The following is a 25943-nucleotide window of genomic DNA, read 5'->3' on the forward strand; positions in this document are numbered from 1 at the left end:
ATTGGGACGACGACGTTCGCTGGTCTCTACCTCGCAACTCTCGCAGTTAAGGTCCATTAGCGACGAGCGGGATGGAGACGCCGAACGCGACGACCTCCCCTTTGATGACCCGGATCCGAGCGGTGGAACTGAGCCTCGGCTCTGAGCCGAGAGCATGTCGGCGGATCCGCCCGGGCCCTCGCATTCAATCTGAGGCCTCACTCGGCGCGAAGATTCTCGGCTGACGCTTTGCCCGACCGCCTGTCTGGCACGAGCTCGTAGGAGATCTTTTGTCCTTCGCGCAGGTTGCGCATGCCCGCTCGTTCGACCGCGCTGATATGAACGAAGGCATCCTGGCCGCCATCGTCCGGCTGGATAAAGCCAAAGCCCTTGGTCGAATTAAACCACTTCACTGTTCCCGTCGCCATAAGCCACCTTTTAATTAATCGACGAGCCAAGAATGCCCGTCTGACACCGACAGGTCGAGCCCTGCTGGCAACACGGATCGAGGGAGGCTGGCCGGTCAAGGCTGCGGCGCGGGCCGCGGTCGTGTCGACACGGACTGCGCATATCTGGCTGCGCCGGCATCGACTGAGTGACGAGCGCAGGTATCACGACCGCAGTTCAGCCCCGCATCACTGTCCGCATGTCACGCCGGCCGAGCGCATCGCCGAGATCGAGGCGCTGAGACGTCAGCGGCTGAGCGGCCCGCAGATTGCGGCTGCGCTGGGTATGCCCCGCTCGACCGTGGCAGCGATCCTGCTCCGCCTGGGACTGAACCGTTTGTCGGCGCTGGAGCCGAAACCCGAGATCATTCGCTATGAGCGGGCCTCGCCGGGCGAGCTGATCCACATCGACATCAAAGAGCCTAGGCCGGATCGACGGCGTCGGCCACCGCATCACCGGCAACCGCACCGGCCAAGGCCGCAATCGCGGCATCGGCTGGGAGGATTTGCATGTGGCTGTCGACGATGCCTCGCGACTGGCCTTTGTCAAAGTGCTCCCAAGCCTCGGTGGGGAGGACGCCACGGCCTTCCTCGAACGCGCGCTCGCCTGGTTCGGCCGTCTCGGCGTCACGGTCGAACGCGTGATGACCGACAACGGCTCCGCCTATCGTTCGAAGCTCTTCGCCACGGCCCTCGCAAAGGCCGGCGCCCGCCATGTCCGCACCCGGCCCTACACCCCGCGAACCAACTGCAAGGCCGAGCGCTTCATCCAGACCAGCCTGCGCGAATGGGCCTACGCCAGACCCTATCAGAACTCGGCAGAGCGCCACGCCGCCATCGGGCCATGGGCAAACGACTACAATCTCTCCCGGCCTCACTCAGCCCTCGGTGGAAAGCCGCTTTGCACAAGCCTGAACAACCTTCTTGGAAACGACACCTAGTCGGACTGCTCGAGAGTGCGAATTCGATCGAACGCGCGTGTGAGGGCCTTTTCGAGAGTCTGTTGCGAAACTGCGTTGCGCTGATCGAGGCTCCAGCGTTCGCGCAGCGTGGGATCGCTCAGAAGGACCAGGATCTGGTCCGCCCATCTTCGATCAAAGGGAGGAGGCAATGCCGGCCCGACATTTCCTCCCAAGCCGCGCACGCCAATTGGTGTAGTCAGTACCGGCTTGCCGAAGCTTATGGCCTCGAGAGTTTTAATCGAGACGCCTGTACCGCTCAACAAGGGAACTACTACGAGCTGTGCGGCAGCATAGAGCGGGCGCAGGTCGCGCACGGGGCCGAGAACATGGAGACCGGGCATTGGGGGAAGGCCGGCAGCCGGCCCCGCCGCACCGGCGACGACCAGCTGAACGCCCCGGGGCGACAGGAACGGCCCAAAGCAGCTCCGCACGAACGCGGAGATCCCTTCGCAATTGGGCGGGTGAGCCCCACCGATAAAGAGCAGTTCAATCGAAGAGTGGGTTCCCTGCGCGAGCGCGTCAGGCGCGGGGGATGGCCGTCCGGGTTCCTGCGGCAGGCGCGGGCCCGATGCCGCCAAGACGGTGGACAGATTCACATGGCGGAGCGGACCCGGCATCTGGTCCGCCTGGGTTAGTCCGACCGGAAGACCAACGAGACAAGGCTGATCCGGCGCGAGCGCAGTAATGCGCTCGGCCTCCTCCTCATTGAGCGCCAACCGTTGGCGACCATCGCGCAAGAGGCCAGCAATTCGAGCGGGGATGTCGGTGCTGATCCAATCATGCAGCACGAGGAGCTGGCGGGGGGGCGGCGCGATTGCGTCCGCGGCAGACAGCCCCGACAGGTAGTTGCAGATTACGCCACCATAATGATGCCGGACCGTGAGCGGGAGTGCATCGGCCGCAATAGAATCCGAAATCATGAGGTCCATGTCGATGGACCAGTTCTTCCCGAAAACGGAAGCCAGTAGCTTAGCTATGGCCGACCAGCGCCGCAGCTTGCGCCACCCGATCCCGATGATGGTGATGTCCTCGAAGCCAAGGGCCAGTGCGGCCTCGCGTAAATTCCTCCGCCGAAGCCTCCGTTTGCGGCAAGACCAGGATAAATGAGGTGCTATCAGAATGAGCCCGATTGTATAGCCGTTCGCCACGAGCCAGGCTCTTTGCTGCTGGAGCACCTGAACGGCGCCGGCGCCGTCCAACAGGTGCCTTCCGGGGAATATGACCGCAACGCGCGCGTCGTCGCGCCCTCTGGCTGGCGTTGCCGCAGTTAGTGTCTTTGCAGGTTGGGCCATCATAAGCCCGGCTTTACCGTAGCGCGGTCTGAAGCGGCGGGTTCACCGCTCCGTCTCGCAAAGTGACTTGACCAGGTTCGAGCCGCTGTGAAAGGCACGCCAATCATGCACATGGCGCTTCGCCGCATCGGAAAAGGACGCGTGGGATCGGCGCGCTCCTCCGCGAGCATCGCCCGAAGCGCGATCGGATCGCTGGTCAGTGGGTTGGCCGCGTTGCTCACGGAGCCGATTCAATCATGGATTACAGTGGCTTGCCACCGCCGAGCGATCAACTTGCCGCGACGGGGACGCGCGTCTCGCGCCGCTGATGCACCCGTCGCCAGTCGAGGCCTTCGAGCAGCGCCTGAAGCTGCGCCGCTGTGAGTCGCACGACGCCGTCGGCGATAGTGGGCCACTGGAACTTGCCGTCTTCCAGTCTCTTCGAGAACAGGCAGACACCCGTCCCATCGAAGTAGACGAGCTTGATCCGGTCAGCACGCCTCGCCCGGAACACATACACCGCGCCCGAGAACGGATCGGCGCCCATGCTCTCGCGCACCAGTGCGGCCAAGCCCTCCGCGCCCTTGCGGAAGTCGACCGGCTTCGTTGCGATCATGACACGGACCGCGCCAGTCGGGCCGATCACGAGCCGCCCTTTAGCGCGGATATCACCGCGGCAATCGTCTTCGGGCTCGCACTGGTTCCGACACGCACCACGACGCCGTCAATCTCGATCTCAATCCCGCCGCTCGACCGGGCTACGCCACGACGACGACGCGTCGCCGGCTGCCTCACGGTCTCGGGCGCCGGGCGTGCTGCATCGACCACCGCAGGCACGAACGTTGGCAATGATGCCGGCGGCAACGTCTCCGGTGCTCGCCGCAAAAGACGCCGCCAGCCGAACAACTGCTGCGGAGACAAGGCATAGCGGCGCGCAACCTCGCTCACCGTCGCGCTCGGCTCGTAGCTCTCCGCCACGATCCTTGCCTTGTCGTCGTCCGACCAATCCCGTCGGCGTCCGGTCCCGGTGAAGACCTCGAACCTCCGAACCGGCTCATCGTCGCTGGATTTAAGCGTAAGCTCTGAAATCGTCATGTGCCGAAGCCCTCAGGGGCTTCCAACATCGTCGCTCAGACCGTTGCCGGAAAGGTGGCGCCGGGACACCGCTTACAGTTCGGGTGGGGGCTGCATTATTGTTCCGGCATAAGCGCCGATGCCATTTAGCAGGTGAGTGAGCATTGGACCTCTCGGGTGGACGTCACATCCCAGCAGAACCCGCCTTCAGTTCAACCGTTCCCACATAGGTCCAGAGGGGGCACGGTTTGAGCCGCAGTTGAAATCTCGCAAATTGGCGGAGAAACGCGACTCCAGGCTCAGCTATTCGCTCTGGGGTCGGTTTTTGCCACGCGTTCTAGTAGGTAGTCGACCTCTGCCTTCGCGGCGGCTGTGATGGTGGAGCCCGGCTTACGCTGCGCGTCATGGCTGAGGATGCCGCGCTTCATCATCGTGTATTTGCGGACGGCCAAGCCCGCGCCTTGCTGCTGCTCGTAGCGCAGCAGCGGCATATGCGTGTCGAAGAGATCGTGCGCGGCGTCGCGATTGCCCGCCTTCTGAAGCGTCACGACATCGATCAGTAATTCGGGGAAGGCATAACCCGTCATCGCGCCGTCGGCGCCGCGCTCCATCTCGAAATCGAGGAACATTCCACCATTGCCAGTGAGGATCGAGAGATCGCGCAGTGAGCCTTCCTTCTGAAACCTGCGTAGCGTCGATATCTTCTCCAGACCCGGCCAGTCCTCGTGTTTCAGCATCACGCAGGAGGGGTTGTCCATGACGATCTTGCGGATCACGGCCGGCGTCATGATCACCGACAGGGCCAACGGAAAGTCCTGGATGACGAAGGGGATTTCGGAGCCGATCGCCTCGACCGCCTGAGCATAATAGCCGGTAATCTGATCATCGGTCCTCAGCGACGATGGCGGGGCGATCATCACCCCGGCCGCGCCGAGTTCCATCGACTGGCGCGCCAGCGTGCGCATGGCGGCAAAACCTGGCGCGGAGACGCCGACAATGACCGGCTTGCCCGGCATGTTCCTGACTGCCGCCTTGACGATGCCAAGCGATTCATCGGGCTCAAGCTTTGGTGCTTCGCCCATCATCCCGAGCACCGTCGTCCCATCAGCGCCTATCGTGTCGTAGAAGGAGAATAAACTGTCGACCGAGGCCCAATCCACCGCTCCATCGGGCAGGAACGGCGTGGGTGCGATCGGGTAGACGCCGGAGGCGCTGGCAGTAAGGAGCATTTTGAAGTTCTCTTCGTTATTCGCGATCAGGCAGAGGCGATGTTCATGACGTCGCCGCGCAGGTACCCGAATGACACGGTCGCACCGGGCTGCAGGGCAGCGATTTCGTCGGACGCGTCAACCAAGGCTGCGACCTCGAAGCCTTCGCGTTCGAGCATGACGCGGAAGCCGCGCCCGATGAAATTGACCGATCCGACGCGAGCCTGGAGGCTCTGGTCGCATCTGGCCGCCTCGGTTCCGACGCAGACTTTTTCGGGGCGGATGGCGATCTGACGCCCTTCGACGGCGATGAAGTTGCATTCGCCGAGGAAGCCGGCGACGAAGCGGTTGGCCGGCCTGTCGTACAATTCCCGGGGCGTGCCCGCTTGCACGATCCGCCCCTTGTCCATCAGCGCGATACGGTCGGAGAGGAAGAGCGCTTCCTCCTGATCATGCGTGACATAGACCACTGTGGCGCCGACGGCAGCATGCAGCCGCTTCAGCTCGATCTGGATCGACTGCCGTAGGTTCTTGTCGAGCGCCCCCAGCGGCTCATCCATCAGGAGGATATCGGGACTAATTACCAGCGCCCTGGCCAGGGCAACGCGCTGCTGCTGTCCGCCGGAAAGCTGGCGGGGCAACCGCTCGCCGTAGGCGCTCAGATCGACCAGTGACAGCGCCTCGGAGACGCGTGCGTCGACATCCCGCTTCGAGACCTGCCGCATCTCGAGGCCGAAGGCGACGTTGCGGCGCACACTCATATGCGGGAAGAGCGCATAATTCTGGAACACCATGCCGATATTGCGCTTCGATACCGGCACTGGGCCAATGTCGGAACCGCCGACCAGGATCTGGCCGGCATCGTAAGTCTCGAAACCGGCGATGGTCTTCAATAGCGTCGTCTTGCCCGAGCCGGAAGCCCCCAGCAGCGTGCAGAATTCACCGGCGGCGATCTCCAGGGAGACGCCGTCAAGCGCGAGGGTCGTGCCGTAACTCTTGCCGAGCGAGCGGATCGAGACGGCTTTTCCTAAAGCGGAGATGCTCATGATGTCTTGCGCTTCGAAACGAGGAGATTGATGCCGAGCACCAGCACCGTGACCAGGATGATCAGGCAGGAGGCGGCGATGATCGTCGGATCGATCTCGTGAGCGACGCCTTCATACATCAGCTTCGGGAGCGTACGGCTGCGGATATTGGTCAGGAATAGCGCGATCACGACGTCGTCGAATGAGGTGATGAAGGCGAAGATTGCACCTGCCGCGATCCCCGGCGCGATCCCCGGAAGCATCACGCGGCGGAACATTGAAACCCAGGAGGCCCCCAGGCCCAGCGCCGCCAGTTCAAGATTCTGGTCAAAGGATTTCAGCGCGGCGCGCACAGTGATGAAGACATAGGGCGTCGCGAGTACGACGTGGCCAAGCGTGACCGCCCAGATCGAACCGACGAGTCCCGTCGGCGCGAGCAGGTAATAAAGACCGACGGCCAGGATGATGACCGGCACGATCATCGGCAGGATAAAGAGGGTCTCGACCGTGCTGCGCCAACGCGGCTTCATGCGTGACACGCCCAGCGCGGCAAGCGTCCCCAGTGTGACAGAGATTACGACGACGAGTGCGGCGATCTGAAGCGAGCGCGTTAGCGCCGCGACCCATTTGCTCGTGTTGAAGAAGCTCTCGTACCAGACGAGGCTGTAGTTCTCGGGCGGAAAGCTGAGGAAGGGCGAGGAGCCCAGGCTCATCGGAAAGACGATGACGATGGGAGCGATCAAAAAGGCGCCGATTAGCCCCGCACAAAGGATGGCGAGCCAGCCGCCAGGCGAGCGGCCGCGCGAGGTTACGGTGAAGGGCTCCCCGGCCTTTCCGCCACCGCCCTCAATCAGCCGCTCTAGCCCAAAGAAGCGCTGGAACAGGGCAAGCATTGTGATGGTCGCGACCAGCAGTACGCTGGCGAGTGCCGCGGCGAAGGGCCAGTTCAGGTCGGTGTTGATGTTGGTCGCGATCATTTGCGCGACCATGGTCTGGCCCGGGCCGCCCATCAAAGCGGGCGTCAGATAGAAGCCGATTGCGTTCATGAAGACGATCATCGCTCCCGCGACCACGCCAGGCGCCGTCAATGGCAGAATGATGCGACGAAAGATGGTGAAGGGCCCTGCGCCGAGGCCTTCGGCGGCTTGGACTGTCGAAAGTTCGAGATTGCGGAAGGCTGCATAGAGCGGCAGCACGATGAACGGCATGAGCACATGAGTCATCCCAATCAGCACGCCAGATAGATTGTAGATGAAGGCGATCGGCGTGGAAGTCAGGCCGGCGCCCATCAGGAGCTTGTTTATCACCCCATTGCTCTGAAGCAGGATGATCCAGGCCGTCGTGCGCACCAGAGCACTCGTCCAGAACGGCAACAGCACGAGCAGCATCAACAGGGCGCGCATGCGCGGCCCGACCGTCGCCATGACATAGGCGAGCGGATAGCTGGCCAGGACCGCCAGCACCGTCACGAGCCCGGCGATGCCAAGCGTCGTGGCGAGCACTGAACGATAGACCGGAACCTCGACCATTCGTCGGAAATGCGCGAGCGTGAAGCCGGCCTCGCCGAAGGCGAGCTTAAGCAGCGACAGCACCGGAACGGCGAATAGCACCGCTAGCACGATGGCGAAGGGCAAAAGCCCGAGCCAGACCGGGAAGCCTCGTCCCGCCACGGCGGGACGCCGTGCCGATGCGGATGCAAATGTCGCCATGCCGGTCACGCCACGAAGAGCTGACGCGGAAAGTTGGTCAACCGCTCGCAGCCCTCCGCCGTGATGGTGATGGTCTCGGACATGCCGAAGCCCTTCGCCAGCACATAGGTGTGGAAGGTCATGCCGGGCGCGAAGTGCCAGCTCGCGGTCGGCTCTGCCTCCAGCGGTTCTCCCCCGTTTGGCTGCAGCATCAGACCGACGGAATAGAACGTCTTGTTGGTATAGGTTTCGCGTAGACCGGCTGACAGCACGCCCTCGCGATAGATCGAATCCGGCACTGTCGCGGCAACACCAGGCTTCACGGCATCTATCGCCGCATCCTGAATTGCGATCAGCCTGGCAACGATGGCGTGCTCCTCGTCGGTGGCCGAGGCGACCTTGATCGGACGCATGAAGCGCGCATGGTAGTGGCGCACATTCGGCGTCGTCTCAAGCTGGACGATGTCGCCGGTCGCGAGCACGCGGTCGGAATAGCCACCATGCAGGTGATAAGCGCGCTCGCCGGACGACAGGACGCCTGGTCCGGGTAGGTCGCTGCCAGCGCGGATCATCGCGGCGCAGATTTCGGCCGCCATCTCGCGCTCTGTCGCGCCGGCCTTGGCCGAGGCGATGCCCGCCGCCATGCCGGCTTCGGCCGCGTTCCCGGCCGCGCGCTGATACGCGATCTCAGCGGGCGACTTGATGAAGCGCATCGCGGTGGTGAAGCGCGAGGCGTCACTCCAGATTGTCTCAGGCAGTGCGGCGCGCAAGGCATCGTAGCGCGAGACACTAAGGGTCCACGCTTGCATCTCGACGGCGAGCTTTGCCTTGGCGCCAACCGCCTCAGTGATCGCGCGTGCCGCGACCGCAATTCGGTCGTCGGAGTCCGTCCACATGACCCGCTTCGGGAACACGCAGGTCGCGTCGAGATAATATTCCTCGACATCGCGGCAGAACAGCACGGGATCGCCGTTGAGCGGGATGACGGCGAACTGAAAACTCGAATAGCCGCGCGTGAAGAAGCCGGTGAGATAGGTCACGGTCTCAGGCAGGAAGGCTACGAAGGCGTCCTGTCCTGTCCGCGCCAGCTCGGCGCGGACTTTCTCGACCCGCGCGAGATAGTCCTCGCGCGGGAACCAGGGGGTGGCGATCGACATGGTCAATCCTTCAGCATGGTGGTGTAGGCCTCGGTCACTTTTGCGCCGTTGTCGGCCCACCACTCGATGTCGAGGAACAGCGCGTTCTTCAGCCGCTCCGGGGTAGAAGGAAGGCTCTCGGCCCGCGCGGCGGGGATAGAAGCCCAGGCCTTTTCGGTGGTCGGTCCGTAGGCGACGTATTCGGAAAGGCGGGCGTTGTTCTCGGGCTTGGCGATGTAGTTCAGGAAGGCAACGGCCTCGGCCTTGTTCGGCGCGCCCTTCGGGATCATGAAGAAGCCGACCTGCGGGATCTGCTGCTCCCAGACCATGGCGATAGGCAGCTTGGACTCGATGCCCGACTGGAAGCGGCCGTTCCAGCCCAGAGCCATCACGACCTCGCCAGAGCCCAGCGCCTGGACCGGCTGCGCGCCGCTCGCCCACCAGACAGCCACGTTGGGCTTCAGCACGCGGATTTTATCAAGAGCACGCTTAAGGCCCGCCTCGGTCGAGAGCGTCTTGTAGACATCCGCCATCGGAACGCCGTCGGCGAGCAGCGCCGCTTCGATGACGGTTTCGGGCTTGTCGGGGAGGGTCCGCTTGCCCGGGAACTTTGCCGTGTCCCAGAAGTCCGCGAAGCTCTTGGGCTGCGGGCCGCCGGCCGGGAAGGCCTTGGTCGAGAAGCCAATCAGCGTAGAGAAGATCTCCGAGGCGACGCCGTAGTCGTTGCGCGCGCCGGGGATGACGTGATCCGTATTGACCATGTCGGGTGTGATCTTTTCGAACAGACCCTGGCGGACGCCGCGCATCAACCCACCGCCGCCGGCAGTGACGATGTCCCAACTCACGGATTTAGTCTCTACCATCGCCTTGATCTTGGCGGTCTCAGGCCCGGTATCCTCTTCGACCTTGATACCGCTCTCCTTGGTGAACGGCTGGATCCAGGCCTTGCGAATTGCCTCCTGATAGGCACCGCCCCACGAAGAAAACGTCATCTCCTTGGCGCTGGCGATACCCGGGGCGAACAGCGCCAATGCTGTGGCCGCTACGATGAGCCTCTTCATAACCCTCTCCTCTTTGCAGAATGTCGGTTTAGGCGGCGGTTGCGCCGCAAAGCGCGGCGAACTTGCTGAGCATGGTCTTGGCCGGCAGGGCCTCGTCGGCGGTCGCCTTGAGATCGTCGATATCGGCGCCGTCGCGTTCCATCGTGGCCCGGCTCTGCTCGAACCAAAGCTGTGCCTGCGCCTTCGTGATCTCGGGATGGCCCTGAATGCCCCAGACCTTGCGGTCCTGATAACGCCAGATCTGATTGGGACAGAGGTCGCTCGACGCCAGAATCCGCATGTCGGGGTGGTCGGCGCGCACCTCGTCGTTGTGCCAGACGAACATGTAGACCCGCTCACCGATCTCGTCGGCGATGAGGTCGCTCTTCGCTTCCGGCGATACGTCGAGCCACTTGTTGCCGACTTCGCAGAAGGACCGGCGAAACACCTGGTCGCGCCCGCAGAGCGCCGAAGCCAGGATCTGGCTGCCGAAGCAGACCCCAAGCATCGGGATGCCAAGGGCGTCGGCCTCCCGGATCAGGTCGTGCTCGCGATTGATGAATGGGATGTCCTCATAGGCACCATGAGGACTGCCGGAGAGGAAGATGCCGTCATATCCGGCCAGGGTTTGGGGGAAGTCACCGTTGAAAACCCAGCGAGCATCGACATCGAGCCCCCAGGACTCGAAGCGTTCGGGCAGCTTCGCCACAGACTCCTGCTTGGGGCCATTCTGGAGGAAAAGCATGCGTCCGCTCATAACGTCGATCCTTGGTTCTTCTGGTCTTCGCGTGGGCCCAACGCCGGTTCGCGCGCTAGCGTGCCGGCGAGCAAGTCGAGGATTCCCTGGCGGGCATTGTCGATATGAACGGTCATGGCGCGGGCCGCCGCGTCGCCGTCGCCTTGCTCCAATGCTGTGACAATCGCGAGGTGCTCACCCTTTCCCGGGTCGAAGCGACGGGGGATGCGAGATAGCCCGAACATCCGGGTGCGCTCGCGGAGATCCTTGACCAGCCGCGCCATCATCCGGTTGCCGCTGGCCTCGGCGATCGACAGATGGACCAGGTCATCGACGGTCCAATGGCGATCGTGAGAGACCTCGCGGGGATCGACCATTCCCTCGATGGCGGCGCGCAAATCGGCCAGCCGACGTGCCGTCATACGACCCGCAGCAAGCCGCGCAGTCTCGGCTTCGATGAGGCGGCGTGTCGCGAGAATCTCCATCACATCCTCGAACGACACGCTTTGTACGGTGAGTATTCGCTTATCGCGCCGCAGATAGCCTTCTCCAGCGAGGCGCCCGAGCGCCTCGCGAACCGGTGTCCTGGAGAGCCCGAGCTGCTCGGCAAGCTTACGGTCCTGGACCACTGTGCCGCCCGGCAATTCGCCGGCGAATATCATGCGGCGGATCTCCTGCATGGCGCGCGCCGCAAGCGATTCTTCGGGGAGTGTTTGTTGGGCCGGTGAGGTAATCTGCATAAGGCATACTTTTGGTATACCAAGCTTGAGTCAAGCGGACCGCTGCAAAAATGAGCGGCACCAGCGCCTACATTTCGACCAATCTCTTGAGATTGATGGCAGATCACCGGGCATCCGGGCGGTCGACCTCTGTCGCTGTCCGTGGAAGCCGATCGGACGCGGTGATTTCGGGCGCCTTCAGCGTGGGGGCGCCTCCCACCGGGAAAACGGCTTGCTCGCCCTGACGTTGCCCCAAGGTTTAACCATCCGTGAGTTCGTTTCCGGCGGTTTTAGGCCCCGTTCGGGCAGGTGAGGCGACGGGCTCTGGCGCTGGGATTTGTCAAACACGGGACCACGCGACTGGATCCCGCGCTCGCGCCGACGGCTAATATTCAGTTGGGAACACATCAACCTTACCGGCATCTACGCTTGGGACTCTGAGCACCAGACGCCCGAAGGTTTCAGATCGCTCAGGCTGCCAGCACTAACCCGACGGGTAGGGGCAGTTTCTGTCGGTGTTCAGTCTCGCCAGCCTGCGCCACCTGCCCGACCTGGAAAAGCTCGAGGACGCGGGCCTGCTGAGCAAGGACAGGCTGCTGGCTGAGGCGGTTTCGATTGGCGTTGGCGATGAGGGAGAGGGCGAGGCGGAGCTGACGACCTCCCCTTTGATGACCCGGACCGGGCGGTTGGAAGTGATCCTCCGCTCTGAGCCGAGATCGTTCGCCGTAGACGAATGCGACGCGATCACACGTAATCTGCGCGAACTCGACCGCCGACGAGGATCGATCGCCCGATTGCTGCATCAGCGTGTTCGCCCATGCGAAGATCGCGACGACCTAAGCCATGGCCCGACACCGCACCCACAACACCTGATTTCAAGCGCCAGGTGGCCAGGACTACATGGCTGGCGAGACGCTCCATAGCCTCGCTCGCCGACAGCTACCTAGCCCGGATGCGTTCCCGGTGGGCCGTGTAGAGTCCGCTCGCCGCGATCACCGCTCCTCCGAGGAAGGTCATGGCCTCGGGGACGGCCCCGAATATGGCGAAGGAGAGCAGGGCGGCGGAGGCGAGCTGCACGTACGAGAACGGGGCGATCGTCGATGCGGGGGCCTTCTTGAAGGCGAGGATGACCAGCCAGTGACCGATGGTCGAGAACAAGCCCATGGCCACGCCGATCCCGATCTCCCGCAGTGTCAAAGGGTGCCAGGAGAAGGCCACGCCCACGGACAGCACCGCAAAACCGATGAGCGCGGACCAGGCCATCGTCACCTCCGACCGCTCGGCATGCATCTTCCGCGTCACGATCGCGGCCACCGCCCAGCACATGGCGGCTCCCATCGGAAGAAGAGCCGCCAAGCTGAACCCAGCCGTGCCCGGTCGCACGACGATGAGCACGCCTGCAAAGCCGACCGCTGCCGCTGCCCAGCGGCGAAGGCCCACCTTCTCGCCGAGCAATGGGATGGACAGGGCCGTGATGAATATGGGCGATATGAAATTGATGGCGGTTGCCTCCGCAACGGGAAGCTGCGTGAGGCCCAAAATGAAGAGCATCGCGGAGCCAGCCACTGCGAGGCCACGAAGAGTCTGCATGCCGGGCGAGGCGGCCACGAGGGCGCGCCTGCCGCTCATAGCGAACGCGGTCGGCACAACCAGAATGACGAATACGAGATAGCGCAACCAGGCAACCTGCACGCCGGGAAGGTTTGCCGTCAGGAGTTTCGCCGAGACATCACCGGCGGCGAAGAACAATGTGCTCGCCAGGATGAGACCTATGGCGAGGAGGGTGTTGTCTGCGGGTAACGAGATAGCGGGGGGACGGGTAGGGGGCTTCCTTATCGAGACGTCAGAGGAATAGGCATCGCAATCGGCCGCGGTGGCAGCTGCAGACGGGGGTGACATATCGATCCGATCGGGAATTTCGATCTGGCGGCGCGCCATATCCTTGGTTCAAGCAAGACGCATGATCGTGATCAAACTATGAATTCGCGTCGCGATCGCCGAGCGAAGAAGCCCTACCCGCCATGTGAAATTTGCATGCGATGTGGTCCTCCGTCGTCGCGCCCTGCCTTCCCGATGGGTGCCCCTTACTTGCATCCGCGCGATCCCGAAGCCGAACCACGGCGATGCATGACGGGCGGGTAGCACCACATCCGCCAAGGCTGCCGGCATCCGATCAACTGAAGACCGGTGGAGGGGGCTCGGCGCTCAAAAGTAAAGGCAGCGTCCTTACGTCCGACATACCGTCGAGATTACCGAGCCTATCGACGAGATCGGACGCCTTGGCTGTCGGGAGCGTCAAGGTGAGGAGTTCCATGACCTTGGCGCGTAGCCGCGCGTCCGGAAGTGGATTGTCAGGCGAACCGAGGGTGGGTCCACATGGGCCTGATAACCCGCTCCCGAATGGCCTCTGCGCCTCTTGTTGGACGGTCGCAAACGCGCAAAGTCGGGGCAGCCATCTGCCGTGCTTACGGTTTCTTTTGAATGATTTAGGCCGATGTCTGAGAGGACGTGCGGCCGTGGCTCCGAGCGGATAATGATGTATTCGCTACTAGGGCGCGCCGAATTAATCGCCCCCATTCGGGATCGGAGGCATTTGTATGACTCCGTCGGCTGACCAATCGACCGGGTCAGCAACAGGATGATTGGCCGACTGGGTTCAGGGCATGACTTTCGCGAGAAACCGAATTCGATCGACCAAGACTGGGTAGGTTTGCGCTTCCGAACATGAAGGCGACCGGTTCAGGCCCTGACGCCCGCCGGCAGTTAACGTGCCAATGCCAGCTCGACTCAAATCACTCCCCCCAACGCATGCGGTTGAGGAACAGACTTTCGTTCGGCGTCGGGGTGAACTGCAGTGGCTTGGCGGCGCCATAGCCGACGACGGTCTGGTAAAGAGGCACGACGGGCAGTGTCGCTGCAACAATTTCATGGATCTTGCGATAGTCGGCCAATCGTGCCGCGGGGTCGAGCGTCGCGCGCGCGCGGTCGAGCAGCCCGTCGATCTCGTTGTTCTCGACGATCGTCCACCCATTGCCGGAGTGGAAGAGTTGGTACAGCGCACCGTCCGCGTCTTGGCAAGCGCAGGAGGAGCGGCTGATGGCGAGGATGGGAGAGTCGATGGGTCCGCGCTGGGTCCGTTGAAGGAAGCTCGGCGTGTCGACCAAAGTGATGGTCACCTCGAACCCGACATCGCGCAATTGCTGTTGGATCGCCTGGACGACGCGCTGATCGAAGAAGGGCGCGGTGGTCAGCGCAAACGGCACTTTGGCTGCAGCCCCGGCCTCGGCGACAAGCGCCTTGGCGCGCGCCGGGTCGTAGGTGGGGCCGGCGATGCCCTCGGCCCAGCCAAAATGTGCCGGCGTCAACATCTGCGCGATGGGCTTCTCCTGCCCGCCCAGAATGCCGTCGATGATGCCCTGTTTGTCGACAGCTCGCGCCACGGCTTCGCGAATCTTGGGGTTATCGAAGGGGGGCTGGTTCGGATTGAGGCGCAGATAGGCGAGGCGCTCGGTTAGGGCCGTCAGGGGCTTAACCCGCTGCGACATCTTGAATTGGGCGAGTTGGTCGTTGTCGAGCCCCACGGCAAGGTCGGAGCTCCCCGCCTGCAGATTGGCGACGCGTGTCGCACCATCAGGCACGGCGCGAAAGAGCACGGTCGGGAATGGGCCCTTGGTGCCCCAATAGTCGTCGTTGCGCTTCAGGGTCACGGCAACGCCGCGCTGCCAGCTTTCGAATCGATACGGACCGCTCCCGACCGGCTTGAGATTGAAGGGGTCGTTGCCGACTTTCTCGACGACCGCCTTTGGCACGATTGAGAGCTTCACGAGCTGGGCGAGCAAAGCCGGATACGGCCCGTCGGTGACAAGTTTCACCTCCGTCGTCGAGAGGGGTACGGCTGCAACGATCTTGTCGAACTGCCCCCGCTGCGGACTCCCAAAGGATGCGTCGGTGATACGCTTGATGCTGAAGGCGACATCCTCGGCGGTGAGTTTCGATCCATCATGGAAGGTCACGTCGCCACGCAGCGTGAATAGGATTTCTGTATTGGACAGGCTGCGCCAGGAGGTGGCGATCTGAGGGATGATATCGCCCTTGTCGTCGCGGGTGACGAGATTGTCGAAGATGTTGCGGTAGACGTAGTAGCTATCGGGATTCCACTGGATCTGCGGATCGAGCGTCGAGGGTTCGGCCGCCAGATCCACCACCAATCGGTCTGCACTGGCAAGCGCAGGGGTGGCGAACCCCAAGGCGGCTGCAACCAGCCATCTGCCAACCTTGAGCTTCATCACCTGGTCCTTTTGGAGCGCGTTGGGGCCTGTGCCTTTCGGATAGTCCGCCAGTTTCGCACCCCGCCGAAATGACCACAATTCTATTGTGACATGTGAAAATAGAACGTTCTCTCGCGGTCAAAATCCAATGGAGGCGTTTCTTCGCCGAGCCGTTCTACCATACTGAGGTGCATGAGCAGGGCTTTCGGCATGATCCGGCCAGGGTGAAGCAGCTGCTCAAGGAAGCTGGCTATAAGGGCGAGACCATCGTCATCACTACGAACAAGCGGAACGCCGCGAATTTCGACGTCGCCATTATTGCGCAGGCAATGCTCCAGGCTGCGGGCATCAAGGCCGAAGTCGAGGTGTTAGAGTGGGGTGCCCAGCAGGACCGTTGGCAGAACGGCAACTACCAGATCCCGGTCGGCCATGTCCGGTTTTGGGTAATATTGCAACGTCTGCAAACTTCGTTCGGCCTTAGCGTGTCTGGCGGAACAGTTGTTGTTCCGGCGCTAACATGCCCGAAAGAGCCGCCGGCTGTGGGTGGCCAAGACCTGCCGGATTTCACGTGGTCTTGGTCTCGTGATCGGAAAGCGCGCGAATCTTTTCACAATGCCTGCCTGACGAAATGGCCGGGAGCCGTCTCCACCAGCGCTTGCCTTGGCGCGGACCAGTCCAGGGCACGGATCGGGCTTGGGATCTCGTCCACCGCGAGTTCGCGGCGCAGGCTGCGCCGGGTCGGATCCGGCACCGGCACCGCCGAGAGCAACTTGCGAGTGTAGGGATGCTGCGGGTCGGTGAACACCGCTTCACGTGGGCCGAGCTCGACGATCTCACCGAGATACATCACCGCGACCCGGTGGCTGACGCGTTCGACCACGGCCATGTCATGCGAAATGAAGAGGTAGGCGAGGCCGAACTCGGCCTGCAGGTCGAGCATCAGGTTGAGCACCTGGGCCTTCACCGAGACGTCGAGCGCCGAGACCGCCTCATCCGCCACGACCAGCTTGGGCGAGAGTGCCAGCGCGCGTGCAATTGCGATGCGCTGGCGCTGGCCACCGGAGAATTCATGCGGGAAGCGCACGCCCATCTCGGGCGTCAACCCAACCCGGCGCAAGAGGTCCGCGACGCGCTCCTGCGCTTCAGTGCCCTTGGCAAGGCCATGGACCAGGATCGGCTCCGCCAGCGCGCTGCCGACGCTCTTGCGTGGGTTCAGGCTGGCGAAGGGGTCCTGGAAGATCATCTGCATGCTGCGGCGGACATCGAGCAAATCGGCCTTGCCGAGCTTGGTGACATCGCGGCCACCGAAGCGCACCGTGCCCGCCGAAGGTTCGATCAGCCGCAGGATCGAGCGCCCGGTCGTTGATTTGCCACAGCCGGATTCACCGACCAGCGCGAGCGTTTCGCCACGTTGCAAGGTGAAGGAGACGTCCTCGACCGCATGCACCCGGCCACGCAGCCGCCCGAGCACGCCGCCGCGAATGCCGAAGCGCGTCGTCAGCCCTGAGACCTCGAGCAGCGGAGCCTCATCTGCCTTGACCGTATCCGCGGCTTCGACCGGCTGGCCACGCACCTCGCCATTGTCCGGGTCGATCCGGGGAAAGCGCAACGGGAGGCCGTGCCCCAGCATGTCGCCGAGCCTGGGCACGGCGGCGAGCAACGCCTTGGTGTAGCCGTGGACGGGCGAATTGAAGACCTGAGCCGAGGGCGCGTCCTCGAGCTTGCGCCCTTTCCACATCACCACGACGCGGTCGGCAATCTCGGCGACCACGCCCATGTCATGGGTGATGAAGAGGACAGACATGCCCTCTTCATCCTGCAGCGTCTTGATCAGCTCGAGGATCTGCGCCTGGATCGTGACGTCGAGCGCTGTCGTCGGCTCGTCGGCGATCAGGAGCTTTGGCTTGCAGGCGAGCGCCGTCGCGATCATCACGCGCTGGCGCATGCCACCGGAGAGCTGGTGCGGGTAGTTGCTGAAGCGGGCCTTCGCGGAGGGAATCCGCACCCGCTCCAGCATCCGCAACGCCTCGGCCTCGGCCCCCGCCCTGTCGAGCCCGCGATGGTAGCGCAGCGCCTCGGCAATCTGGAATCCGACGGTGAGCACCGGATTCAGGCTCGTCATCGGCTCCTGGAAGATCATCGCGACATCATTGCCGCGAACCTTGCGCATCTCCTCTTCCGGCAGCGCCAGCAGGTCACGCCCCTCGAGCGCGATCCGGCCTTCGATCCGGCCGTTGGCAGCCGAGACCAGGCGCATAATCGAGAGCGCGGTGACGCTCTTGCCGGAGCCGGATTCTCCGACGATCGCAACCGTCTGGCCCGGTGCCACGTCGAAGCTCAGATCTTCGACGGCCCAGCGCCATTGCCCGCCGATGCGGAAGGCGGTCTGCAGGTTCTGGACGGAAAGGACAGGTGCGCTCATCGCTCGCCCTTCAGCTTGGGATCGATGGCGTCGCGCAGACCGTCCCCGAGGATATTGAGCGCGAAGACGATGATCAGGATGGCGAGGCTCGGGGCCAGGACCAGCCAATAGCTGTCGAGGATGTTCTCGAAGCCCTCGCGGATCATCCCGCCCCAGGTAGCAGTCGGCGGTTTGACGCCAAGCCCGATAAAGGCAAGCGACGCTTCGGTCCGGATGGCGTTGGCGAGCCAGAGCGAGGCCATCACCAGGATCTCCGGGAAAATATTGGGCAGGATATGCCTGGTCATGATCCGCGCATCGGAGAAGGCGAGCGCGCGGCCGGCCTCGATATAGTCACGCTCCTTCACCGAAATAGTCGGCGCGCGGGCGATCCGCGCGAAGGAGGGGATCGAGGTCAGCGCGATCGCGATGGTGATGTTCTCCATCGAGGGGCCGAGCATGGCGACCAGGATCAGCCCGAGGATCAGCGAGGGGAAAGCGAGCAGGATATCCATTGCCTGCATCACCACCACGTCGAACCGCCCGCCATACCAGCCAGCAAGGATGCCGATCAGCGAACCGGCAAGCATGGCGATGACGGTCGAGGCAATGCCGATCACCAGCGAGATCCGTGCGCCGTAGAGCAGGCGCGAGAGGATGTCGCGCCCGAAATAGTCGGTGCCGAGATAGTAGTTCTCATGCGGCGGCTGCAGCCGCGACAGGATGTTCTGCTCCAGCGGATCATGCGGCGCGATCAGCGGCGCCAGCAGGGCGGCCAGGATCACGGCGACGACAATGACAAGCCCGACCCAGGAGGTCTTGTTGGCGTTGAAGGCGCCGATGGTCGCCTTGAGCCAACGCAAGCGCGGCGGGGTCACCGGCGCGGCATCGTGGACTGAGGTGCTCATGACAGCTTCACCCTGGGGTCGGCGAGGGCATAGGTCAGGTCGGTCGCGATGTTCACCAACACGACGATCAGCGTGTAGATCACCATCATGCCCTGCAGCATCGTGTAGTCGCGCTGGTTCAGCGCCCCGACGATGAGCTTGCCCAGACCAGGCCGGTTGAAGACGATCTCGGTCAGCACTGAATTGCCGATCAGGATGCCGAGGTAGAGGCCGACGATCGTGATGATCGGGATCAGTGCGTTGCGCAGGGCATGGCGCCAGACGACGACCCCCCAGGGGACTCCCTTGGCACGGGCGCTGCGGACATAGTCCTCCTGCATCACTTCAAGCATCGCGGAGCGGGCGACGCGCGTGATGTAGGCGGCCATGATCAGGCCGAGATTGAGCGCCGGCAGCGCCATCGCCTGGAACCAGGCCGAGGCGGAGCCCTGCCCTGCGCTGATCACCGGGAACCAGCGCAGCATGATCGAGAAGACGATCAGCAGGATGATCGCCGAGACGAAGGGCGGGAAGGACAAGCCGAGCAGCGAGACGATTCGCGTCACATAGTCGGGCATGCGGTTGCGGTTGATCGCCGCCCAGACGCCGAGCGGCACCCCGATGACAATGCCGATCGCCATCGAAACGATCGTCAGCTCGATTGTCCAGGGCAGGACGGCGAGGATCTCCTGGATCACCGGACGGCCGGTCACGAGCGAGACGCCCCAATCCCCCCTGAGGGCGCCGGAGAGGAAGGTCCAGTATTGTTCGACGATCGGCGCGTCGAGCCCGAGCCGCGTGCGCATCGCGGCAATTGCGGTGGCATCCGCCTGATCGCCGAGGATGACCTGCGCCGGATCGCCCGGCACGATCCTAACGACGACGAAGACGAGGGAGAGCACTGCCCAGAGCGTGACGACCGCGAAGCCGAGGCGTTTGACGAGGAAGGCGCTCATGCTGCCGCCATGCCTGACACAAGGGAAGACCCGGATGCGGGAGGCTGGATTGCCTCGCGCAGAACCACATTCGTCATCCCGGCCGAAGCCCCTGGGTCCAGCGCCGAGTGCGAAGCACTCGGTGACGGTGACCCCTTGCCCCGGACCGGGACGCTCACTTGGTGAAACGCGTGGTTTCCAGGACCGGCGGGCCGAGATTGAGCGAGGCCTTGAGCTCATAGCCAAGATCGAGGCTGTCCTTGTAGGCCCAGAGCTGCATCATCTCGTTGACCGGCACCGCGCAAACCTCCGCGATGATCTTCTCCTGCGCCGTCTTCCAGAGAGCCAGCTGCTTGGTCTTGTCCGTCTCGGAGCGGGCCTGGTCGATCTCCGCATCTGCCACCTTGCAATGCGAGAAATTCGTCACGGCCGTCGGCGTCTTCACGATCGCGCGCGAGTGGAAGAACTGGGAGAGATAGACGTCTGCAACCGGGAAGCGCGCGGCCTGGAAATGTACGACCTGCGACAAGTCCTGGCGGATCTGCTGGTGGAAGGTCGCATGCTCGACCGGCTGGATCTCGAGGGTGATGCCCGCTCGCTTCAGCAGCGCCTGCACAGCCTCGGTGAAGCTCAGCATCGAGGGCAGCGTGGTATTGATCGCCTTGATCGTCACGCCGTTGGGGAACCCGGCCTCGGCCAGCAGGGCCTTCGACTTTGCGAGATCAAAGGGCAGCAGCAGAGCCTTCTCATCGGTACCGAGATAGCCGGACGGCACCACCGAGACGCTCGGCCGCGAAATGTTCTTGCCGCGGAACTGCCAGATCGCGTTGCGGTCGATGGCATGCGCGATCGCCTGCCGGACCTTGAGATTGTCGAGCGGCGGCTGGCTGGTGTTGAGGTGCAGCACCGACATCTCGGCCGGACCCATTGCCACGACCTTGACGCCAGGCAAGGCGTTCATGCGATCGACCCAGGCCTGCTCCTGCCGGCCGAGCATCATGTCGAGTTCGCCGGCTTGAAAGGCAAGATCGCGCGAGGAATCGGAGGGGATGAAACGGTAGAGGATCTCGGTCAGCTTCGGCTTGCCGCGGAAATAGTTCGGGTTGGCGACAAGCTTGGCGTATTGCTGCGGCACATATTCGGAGAACATGAACGGCCCGGTGCCGACCGGTTTCTTGGCGAAGCCGTCCTTGCCCAGCTCCTCGGCCGCCTTCTTACAGATCATGTTGCCGCCATGGTAGTTCATGACGATGCCGAGCAGGCTCGGTATCGCCTGCTTCAGCGTGATCTTCACCGTGTATTTGTCGGGGGCTTCGACCTTATCGACAGCGCCGTAATCCGACGAAAAGGCCGAGCTTTCCTTGGTCGCGGCGCGGTTCAGCGAATAGACCGCATCCTCCGAAGTGAATTCGCCATAACCATGGTGGCACTGCACCCCCTGGCGCAGCTTGAAGGTCCATTCCTTGCCGTCGGCCGAGGCGGTCCAGCTCTCCGCCAGATCGGGCTCCATGAATTCGGGCGAGAGCTCGCCCGGCTTGATGCGGACCAGGCCGTTGAACATCCATTGCAGCATCGCCTTGCCGGGCGTGCCGGAGTTCAGATGCGGGTCGAGCACGCCCGCGTCGGCGCTCTGCATGCCGACGGTCAGGACCGTCTTCTGGGCCAGCGCCGGACTTGCCATCAGCGCGCTCGCCAGCATGGCTGCAAGAATTGAACCGGTTCGTTTCATTGCTGTTCCCCTGCTTTTCTTGGATGTCGAAGATCCCGGCTTTCTCGCCGGTGATACCGAGGCAGGACGGCGATCTCGTGGGATCCTGGGCCCGTCCTGTCCCTGTCTTGGAACCTGCGCCTAGAGCGTATCCTCCAGCCTGCAATTGACCAGCAACTCCGCAATGGCGGCATTGTTGGGCAGCGCGATCACGGTGGCAATCAATCGTGCCAGATCGTCGGGCTGCGTCATCGCGCCGGGCGCAAGCGCGGTGCTTGCCGCGGTCATGTCGGTCCGCACAAAGGAGGGGCAAAGCGCGGTCGCGCGAACGCCCTTGTCCCAGGCGATGCGTCGCGCTGCATGGTTCAGCGCGATCATCGCATGCTTGGTCATGTTGTAGGCGATGTGGTCGTTCCGCACCCGCTTGCCCGACATCGAAGAGACATTGACGATGCGTCCCGCACCGCTCGCCTCCAGATGCGGCAAGGCGCAATGGATCAGGTTGAGCGGCCCTTTGCAGTTCACCGCCCAGATCGCGTCGAGCTCCGCTTCATCCGGCATGCGCAGCGTCATTGCGCTATGCATCCCGGCGTTGTTGACGAGCCCGTCGATCCGCCCGAAGCGGGCGGTGGCAGCATCGACCCAGGCGCGCTGGCTGGCCCAGTCGCGCGCATCGTAGCGGGCGATGTGGATGCGCGCGGCATCCCAGCCGGTACTCATCGCCTTGAGTGAGGTGAGATCGCGCCCGCCCAGGCTCAGGCTGTAGCCTTCCATATGGAGCAGCTCGGCGATGGCACGGCCGATCCCGCGATTGGCGCCGGAAATCAGAATCACGCGTCCATCGGGGGCAAGCATGTCGGGCGTCCTCTAGCCGTGCAGGGTCAGTTCAGCATCGCGTCTTGCGACGCCGGCAAAGCGATCTAGCCTGAACGGCGCAAGATCGAAGCGCGGCTGCCGCGCCAGGGCGAGATCGGCCAGGATCTCGCCAGTGACCGGGCCGATGCCGAACCCATGCCCGGAAAAGCCGGCGGCAATGATCAGTCCCTCGATGCCGGTATGGGCGTCGATTGCCGGCAGCGCATCGGGCGTCAGGTCGATCAGCCCGCCCCAGAGCCGCGCGATCCCGGCATTGGCCAGCGCCGGCAGCACCTGCGTCACCCGCGCGATCAGTGTCGCGATATCGCAGGCGCGCGGCGCGAGGGCATCCGCCGTCAAGGAGCGCGGCTCATGTAGCCAGTCGCCGATGCCGGTGGTGACGCGTAGGCGCCCGTCGATCTCCTGCCGGCCCGCGGCATCGGCATTGGCGACGCCGAAAACCTGCTCGAACAGGGGCGGCAGCGGCACGCTCTGCAGCACGCAAACGAGCTTCACCATCAGCGGCAATGCAAGTCCGAGCGGCTGCAGCATTTCAGGCGCGTGGATGCCGGTCGCGACGATGACGCAATCCGCCAAAACCAGCTCACCGCTCATCGTCTCGATGCCGGTGACCCTGGAGCCGGACCGTGTCACTGCGCGGACCGTCACATCCTCGCGGAAGGTAGCGCCGTGACGGGACGCCGCTGCCGCAAAGGCACGGACAGCGGGAACCGGATCGGCATGGCCGTCGCCAGGGCAGAAGGAGGCCGCGAGGATCGACGGGCCGATTGCCGGCGCGACCGTACGGATCGCCGCGTTGTCGGGCAGATAGTCGATCTCGAGACCGAGGCGCCGTTGCTGCACCACCAGTTCGCGGATGGTTTCGACTTCAGTCTCGGTCCGGGCAAGACGCAGATTTCCGCGACGGCGATAGCCCGTCGCGGCATCGAGTTCCGTGTCGAGCCCGCCCCAGCGTTCAACGGCGGCCCGGGCGAGCGGAAGTTCGGCCGGATCGCGCCCGGATTGCCGGACGCCGCCGAGGGTCCAGCCCGAGGCCATCGACGCCAGGTGGCGCGCTTCGAAGAGCGTCACGGAATGGCCGGCACGGGCGATCTCGTAAGAGGCCGCGACGCCGCTGATCCCGCCTCCGACGATAACGACATCCGGCATGGCAGCGCCTTGGCTCAGGAGAGGTCGACGCTGATCCGCTTTTCGGCTTCGCCGGGGTTGCGGCGCTTATAGGCGGTGATCTCGAACTCGACCTTCAGTTCGGGCTGGCCGGGCGGCGTACAGGTCGTGGTGTTGGCCGGATCGATCCCCCTGAACTTGCGGCTGACCACGTCGTTGACCTGCTCCATGTCGGCGATATCAGGCACGAACACCTTGATCGCGACCACGTCCTTCAGGGAGGCGTCGACCGCCGCAAGCGCACCCTCGATATTGCTGAAGGCTTGCTCAGCCTGGCCGCGGGCATCGCTTGCGATGGCGCGGGTCTTGTAATTCCGCCCCGCCGTATTGGAGACGAAAATCATGTCGCCGGCGACCACCACCCGCGAATAACTGTTCAGCTCCTCGTATTTGCTCCCGGATTTGACTTTGATGATCTCACTCACGGGGCTTCTCCCTTAAGGCACAGCTCGGTCAATCGCCTCGCCGGCTCAAGGCAGGCAAGATTGGTATATACCATCGAAGCGATACGAAGCTGTCAAGGACGTCGCGAGAGGCGGAATGTGTGGTGCGAGGCGAGCGCGGGGCCCTTGCGCTCGGCCGGCCTCGCCCGCCGTCTTCGAGGAGAGCGGAGCACTAATCTTGCTCCAACGCCGTTGGTTGCCGAAGCAATCATTCTCGCCGAGCGGCTTTCTGTGAGCGAACACCATCCCCCCGCCTCCATCCACCGGCGTAGCATCGCCAGAAACAGGCCGGACACGATGCCTCATCCGTAAGCCAAATCATGATTTGACAGACTGGTATACACCAATCCATGCTGCCCCGAAGGCCGATAATAAGGGGATCTCCGATGACGATGATTTCGCGCCGTGCCCTTCTCGCCGCTGGTGCGAGCCTGCCACTGCTCAAAGGCTCCGCCTTCTCGCAAGCATCACCAAAGAAGATCCTGCGCTTCGGGCTGTCGAGCTTTCCGCCGAGCCTGCAGCCCTGGGTCCACACCGGCACCGCCGCGCTGACGGTCAAGTTGCTCATCTTCCGCGGTCTCACCGGTTTCGACGAAAAGGGCGAGGTCAGGCCGGAATTGGCGGAATCCTGGACGCAGGACGGCGAGACCGGTTGGATCTTCAAGCTCAGGCCGGCGAGCTTCCACAACGGCAAGCCGGTCACGGCAGAAGATGTGAAATGGACGCTCGAACAGATCGCCCTGCCGAACTCCACAGCGTTTCTGAAATCCGAATTCGGCGGCATCGAGAAGATCGAGACGCCCGATCCGCGCACCGTCCGCATCGTGATGAAGCAGCCTACGGTGACCTTGCCGATCTGGCTCGCGAGCCCCCATGCGCCGATCATCGCAAAGGACTCGATCGAGGGGCGCGGGCTTGGGATCGGGGCCGGCCCGTTCATGATCAAGGATCAGGAACGGGGGGTCTCGATCGAGGTCGCGGCCTTCGACAAATACTACAAGCCCGGCCTTCCCAAGCTTGCGGGCATCAAGCTCACCGCCTATGCCGACGAGAATCTTCGGGTGGCGGGGCTGCAGGCCGGCGATATCGACCTGATCGAATATGTGCCCTGGCAACATATGGCTTCGATCGAGAAGGATCCACGCCTCAAGCTCGACGCCGCCAATGGCCCCTTCATGGGGCTGAACTTCAACGGCACGACCGGGCCCTTCAAGGATGCGCGGCTGCGTCAGGCCGTGGGTTTCGCGATCCGCCGCGAGGAGATCGTCCAGGCCGCCTTCTACGGGCGTGGCACGCCGCTGCAGGGAATCCCGATTCCGGATACGAGCCCTTACTACGATACCGGCCGCGCGACGTTCTGGAGCTATGATCCCGACCGGGCGAAAAAACTGATGGCGGAAGCGGGCGTGCCGAAAGGCTTCCCCTGCACGCTGCTCTCGACCGCGCAATACGGCATGCACAAATCGACGGCCGAGGTGGTGCAGGCCCAGCTCGGCGAAATCGGTATCGACGTGAAGCTCAACCTGCCGGACTGGGCACAGCGTGTCGATCTCGGCGGCAAGGGGCGCTACGAATTCTGCGTCCAGGGTACGACCGCCGACAATAATGACCCCGACGGGCTCGCCCCGCTGCTCGACGGCGAATTGCCGGCCAATATCTCGCGCAGCTTCGGCCTGCCGACACCGGAGATTCACGCGCTCTTTGCCAAGGGCCGCGCCGAGTTCGATATCGCCAAGCGCAAAGCGATCTATGCCGAACTCGAAAGGCTTGCGCTGGAGCAGGCGCCGCTGGTCGGCCTGGCCTGGCGCTCGCAGGGCTATGGCATGGTGAAGGGTGTCACCGGCTTCAAGGGCCTGCCCGGCGGCACGAACTTCTTCTCGGCCTATGCAATGGAAGAGACGGCACTAGGCTAAGCGGCGGCACGGCTACGTATTGCCCAATCGAGCTCGGTCATTCCGGGAAGCGCCGGACGCG

The 25943-nt window shown here is 63.5% G+C and carries 22 protein-coding genes and 2 pseudogenes; 4 read left to right on the forward strand and 20 right to left on the reverse strand.

From position 1 onward, the window contains the following. Window positions 1-197 precede the first annotated feature (197 nt). A complete protein-coding gene (locus tag AB4118_RS26585) occupies window positions 198-407 on the reverse strand; it encodes a cold-shock protein (protein ID WP_441492560.1) in 210 nt (69 codons plus the stop codon). A 13-nt stretch (window positions 408-420) separates the two neighbouring features. Here AB4118_RS26585 and AB4118_RS26590 point away from each other — a divergent pair. Then, window positions 421-1366 (forward strand): annotated as a pseudogene (locus tag AB4118_RS26590) (IS481 family transposase). Here the strand turns inward: AB4118_RS26590 and AB4118_RS26595 are convergent. From AB4118_RS26595 to AB4118_RS26640, 10 genes are all read right to left on the reverse strand, one after another. Then, the gene (locus AB4118_RS26595) at window positions 1363-2586 is read right to left on the reverse strand and encodes a glycosyltransferase family 4 protein (protein ID WP_441492561.1); all 1224 of its coding nucleotides are present in this window, start codon (window positions 2584-2586) and stop codon (window positions 1363-1365) included. The pseudogene AB4118_RS26590 and the gene AB4118_RS26595 sit on opposite strands and share 4 nt — an antisense overlap. 361 nt (window positions 2587-2947) lie before the next feature. Continuing rightward, on the reverse strand, window positions 2948-3274 hold the full coding sequence (tnpB, locus tag AB4118_RS26600) for an IS66 family insertion sequence element accessory protein TnpB (protein ID WP_441492562.1): 327 nt from the start codon (window positions 3272-3274) through the stop codon (window positions 2948-2950). A 26-nt stretch (window positions 3275-3300) separates the two neighbouring features. Next, window positions 3301-3753, reverse strand: a complete 453-nt coding sequence (tnpA, locus tag AB4118_RS26605) for an IS66-like element accessory protein TnpA (RefSeq protein WP_441492563.1) — start codon at window positions 3751-3753, stop codon at window positions 3301-3303. 278 nt (window positions 3754-4031) lie between these two features. Next, window positions 4032-4961 (reverse strand): dihydrodipicolinate synthase family protein, encoded by a 930-nt coding sequence (locus AB4118_RS26610; RefSeq protein ID WP_441492564.1) that lies wholly within the window; start codon window positions 4959-4961, stop codon window positions 4032-4034. A gap of 26 nt (window positions 4962-4987) precedes the next feature. Continuing rightward, entirely contained in the window at window positions 4988-5986 is a 999-nt protein-coding gene (locus tag AB4118_RS26615; protein ID WP_441492565.1) for an ABC transporter ATP-binding protein, read from the reverse strand. Further along, window positions 5983-7674: an ABC transporter permease subunit gene (locus AB4118_RS26620; protein WP_441492566.1), complete on the reverse strand. Its 1692-nt coding sequence runs from the start codon at window positions 7672-7674 to the stop codon at window positions 5983-5985. The genes AB4118_RS26615 and AB4118_RS26620 overlap by 4 nt, the downstream gene beginning before the upstream one ends. A gap of 5 nt (window positions 7675-7679) precedes the next feature. Next, window positions 7680-8810 carry a M24 family metallopeptidase gene (locus tag AB4118_RS26625; protein WP_441492567.1) on the reverse strand — a complete coding sequence of 377 codons (1131 nt, stop codon included), beginning with the start codon at window positions 8808-8810 and terminating at the stop codon, window positions 7680-7682. Window positions 8811-8812: 2 nt separating this feature from the next. Then, window positions 8813-9850 (reverse strand): ABC transporter substrate-binding protein, encoded by a 1038-nt coding sequence (locus AB4118_RS26630; RefSeq protein ID WP_441492568.1) that lies wholly within the window; start codon window positions 9848-9850, stop codon window positions 8813-8815. A gap of 28 nt (window positions 9851-9878) precedes the next feature. Next, window positions 9879-10586, reverse strand: a complete 708-nt coding sequence (locus tag AB4118_RS26635) for a type 1 glutamine amidotransferase (RefSeq protein WP_441492569.1) — start codon at window positions 10584-10586, stop codon at window positions 9879-9881. Continuing rightward, window positions 10583-11305 carry a GntR family transcriptional regulator gene (locus AB4118_RS26640; RefSeq protein ID WP_441492570.1) on the reverse strand — a complete coding sequence of 241 codons (723 nt, stop codon included), beginning with the start codon at window positions 11303-11305 and terminating at the stop codon, window positions 10583-10585. Before AB4118_RS26640 ends, AB4118_RS26635 begins: the two co-directional genes overlap by 4 nt. Window positions 11306-11799: 494 nt before the next feature. On the opposite strand from AB4118_RS26640, the gene AB4118_RS26645 reads away from it, so the two are divergent. Further along, the gene (locus AB4118_RS26645) at window positions 11800-12207 is read left to right on the forward strand and encodes a hypothetical protein (protein WP_441492672.1); all 408 of its coding nucleotides are present in this window, start codon (window positions 11800-11802) and stop codon (window positions 12205-12207) included. 16 nt (window positions 12208-12223) lie between these two features. Here AB4118_RS26645 and AB4118_RS26650 read toward each other — a convergent pair whose 3' ends face one another. Both AB4118_RS26650 and AB4118_RS26655 read right to left on the reverse strand, forming a co-directional pair. Further along, window positions 12224-13222 carry a DMT family transporter gene (locus AB4118_RS26650; protein ID WP_441492571.1) on the reverse strand — a complete coding sequence of 333 codons (999 nt, stop codon included), beginning with the start codon at window positions 13220-13222 and terminating at the stop codon, window positions 12224-12226. Window positions 13223-14076: 854 nt separating this feature from the next. Then, entirely contained in the window at window positions 14077-15570 is a 1494-nt protein-coding gene (locus tag AB4118_RS26655; protein ID WP_441492572.1) for an ABC transporter substrate-binding protein, read from the reverse strand. 170 nt (window positions 15571-15740) lie between these two features. On the opposite strand from AB4118_RS26655, the pseudogene AB4118_RS26660 reads away from it, so the two are divergent. Further along, window positions 15741-15962 (forward strand): annotated as a pseudogene (locus AB4118_RS26660) (ABC transporter substrate-binding protein); the annotation flags it as partial. A gap of 197 nt (window positions 15963-16159) precedes the next feature. Here AB4118_RS26660 and AB4118_RS26665 read toward each other — a convergent pair. The 7 genes from AB4118_RS26665 to AB4118_RS26695 all read right to left on the reverse strand — a co-directional run bounded on the left by AB4118_RS26665 (window position 16160) and on the right by AB4118_RS26695 (window position 23951). Beyond that, window positions 16160-17974: an ABC transporter ATP-binding protein gene (locus AB4118_RS26665; protein WP_441492573.1), complete on the reverse strand. Its 1815-nt coding sequence runs from the start codon at window positions 17972-17974 to the stop codon at window positions 16160-16162. Beyond that, complete coding sequence (locus AB4118_RS26670; protein WP_441492574.1) at window positions 17971-18861, reverse strand: ABC transporter permease; 891 nt, start codon at window positions 18859-18861, stop codon at window positions 17971-17973. Before AB4118_RS26670 ends, AB4118_RS26665 begins: the two co-directional genes overlap by 4 nt. Beyond that, complete coding sequence (locus tag AB4118_RS26675; RefSeq protein ID WP_441492575.1) at window positions 18858-19796, reverse strand: ABC transporter permease; 939 nt, start codon at window positions 19794-19796, stop codon at window positions 18858-18860. The genes AB4118_RS26670 and AB4118_RS26675 overlap by 4 nt, the downstream gene beginning before the upstream one ends. Window positions 19797-19950: 154 nt before the next feature. Then, window positions 19951-21504, reverse strand: coding sequence for an ABC transporter substrate-binding protein (locus AB4118_RS26680; protein ID WP_441492576.1), 1554 nt, complete (start codon window positions 21502-21504; stop codon window positions 19951-19953). 120 nt (window positions 21505-21624) lie between these two features. After that, window positions 21625-22338 carry an SDR family NAD(P)-dependent oxidoreductase gene (locus AB4118_RS26685; protein WP_441492577.1) on the reverse strand — a complete coding sequence of 238 codons (714 nt, stop codon included), beginning with the start codon at window positions 22336-22338 and terminating at the stop codon, window positions 21625-21627. A gap of 12 nt (window positions 22339-22350) precedes the next feature. Then, complete coding sequence (locus AB4118_RS26690) at window positions 22351-23508, reverse strand: NAD(P)/FAD-dependent oxidoreductase (protein WP_441492578.1); 1158 nt, start codon at window positions 23506-23508, stop codon at window positions 22351-22353. 14 nt (window positions 23509-23522) lie between these two features. Then, window positions 23523-23951: a Rid family hydrolase gene (locus tag AB4118_RS26695; RefSeq protein WP_441492579.1), complete on the reverse strand. Its 429-nt coding sequence runs from the start codon at window positions 23949-23951 to the stop codon at window positions 23523-23525. Between the two features lie 404 nt (window positions 23952-24355). Here AB4118_RS26695 and AB4118_RS26700 point away from each other — a divergent pair, with 404 nt between their 5' ends. After that, window positions 24356-25882 (forward strand): ABC transporter substrate-binding protein, encoded by a 1527-nt coding sequence (locus tag AB4118_RS26700; RefSeq protein WP_441492580.1) that lies wholly within the window; start codon window positions 24356-24358, stop codon window positions 25880-25882. Window positions 25883-25943 lie beyond the last annotated feature (61 nt).

The organism is Allobosea sp. 2RAB26 (genome assembly GCF_052115465.1).
Taxonomy (GTDB): domain Bacteria; phylum Pseudomonadota; class Alphaproteobacteria; order Rhizobiales; family Beijerinckiaceae; genus Allobosea.

What these genes read in the sequence shown, in the direction of transcription:
- AB4118_RS26585 (WP_441492560.1), bottom strand. Translation starts at nt 407, where the DNA reads ATGGCGACGGGAACAGTGAAGTGGTTTAATTCGACCAAGGGCTTTGGC.
- tnpB (WP_441492562.1), bottom strand. Translation starts at nt 3,274, where the DNA reads ATGATCGCAACGAAGCCGGTCGACTTCCGCAAGGGCGCGGAGGGCTTG.
- tnpA (WP_441492563.1), bottom strand. Translation starts at nt 3,753, where the DNA reads ATGACGATTTCAGAGCTTACGCTTAAATCCAGCGACGATGAGCCGGTT.
- AB4118_RS26610 (WP_441492564.1), bottom strand. Translation starts at nt 4,961, where the DNA reads ATGCTCCTTACTGCCAGCGCCTCCGGCGTCTACCCGATCGCACCCACG.
- AB4118_RS26615 (WP_441492565.1), bottom strand. Translation starts at nt 5,986, where the DNA reads ATGAGCATCTCCGCTTTAGGAAAAGCCGTCTCGATCCGCTCGCTCGGC.
- AB4118_RS26620 (WP_441492566.1), bottom strand. Translation starts at nt 7,674, where the DNA reads ATGGCGACATTTGCATCCGCATCGGCACGGCGTCCCGCCGTGGCGGGA.
- AB4118_RS26625 (WP_441492567.1), bottom strand. Translation starts at nt 8,810, where the DNA reads ATGTCGATCGCCACCCCCTGGTTCCCGCGCGAGGACTATCTCGCGCGG.
- AB4118_RS26630 (WP_441492568.1), bottom strand. Translation starts at nt 9,850, where the DNA reads ATGAAGAGGCTCATCGTAGCGGCCACAGCATTGGCGCTGTTCGCCCCG.
- AB4118_RS26635 (WP_441492569.1), bottom strand. Translation starts at nt 10,586, where the DNA reads ATGAGCGGACGCATGCTTTTCCTCCAGAATGGCCCCAAGCAGGAGTCT.
- AB4118_RS26640 (WP_441492570.1), bottom strand. Translation starts at nt 11,305, where the DNA reads ATGCAGATTACCTCACCGGCCCAACAAACACTCCCCGAAGAATCGCTT.
- AB4118_RS26650 (WP_441492571.1), bottom strand. Translation starts at nt 13,222, where the DNA reads ATGGCGCGCCGCCAGATCGAAATTCCCGATCGGATCGATATGTCACCC.
- AB4118_RS26655 (WP_441492572.1), bottom strand. Translation starts at nt 15,570, where the DNA reads ATGAAGCTCAAGGTTGGCAGATGGCTGGTTGCAGCCGCCTTGGGGTTC.
- AB4118_RS26665 (WP_441492573.1), bottom strand. Translation starts at nt 17,974, where the DNA reads ATGAGCGCACCTGTCCTTTCCGTCCAGAACCTGCAGACCGCCTTCCGC.
- AB4118_RS26670 (WP_441492574.1), bottom strand. Translation starts at nt 18,861, where the DNA reads ATGAGCACCTCAGTCCACGATGCCGCGCCGGTGACCCCGCCGCGCTTG.
- AB4118_RS26675 (WP_441492575.1), bottom strand. Translation starts at nt 19,796, where the DNA reads ATGAGCGCCTTCCTCGTCAAACGCCTCGGCTTCGCGGTCGTCACGCTC.
- AB4118_RS26680 (WP_441492576.1), bottom strand. Translation starts at nt 21,504, where the DNA reads ATGAAACGAACCGGTTCAATTCTTGCAGCCATGCTGGCGAGCGCGCTG.
- AB4118_RS26685 (WP_441492577.1), bottom strand. Translation starts at nt 22,338, where the DNA reads ATGCTTGCCCCCGATGGACGCGTGATTCTGATTTCCGGCGCCAATCGC.
- AB4118_RS26690 (WP_441492578.1), bottom strand. Translation starts at nt 23,508, where the DNA reads ATGCCGGATGTCGTTATCGTCGGAGGCGGGATCAGCGGCGTCGCGGCC.
- AB4118_RS26700 (WP_441492580.1), top strand. Translation starts at nt 24,356, where the DNA reads ATGACGATGATTTCGCGCCGTGCCCTTCTCGCCGCTGGTGCGAGCCTG.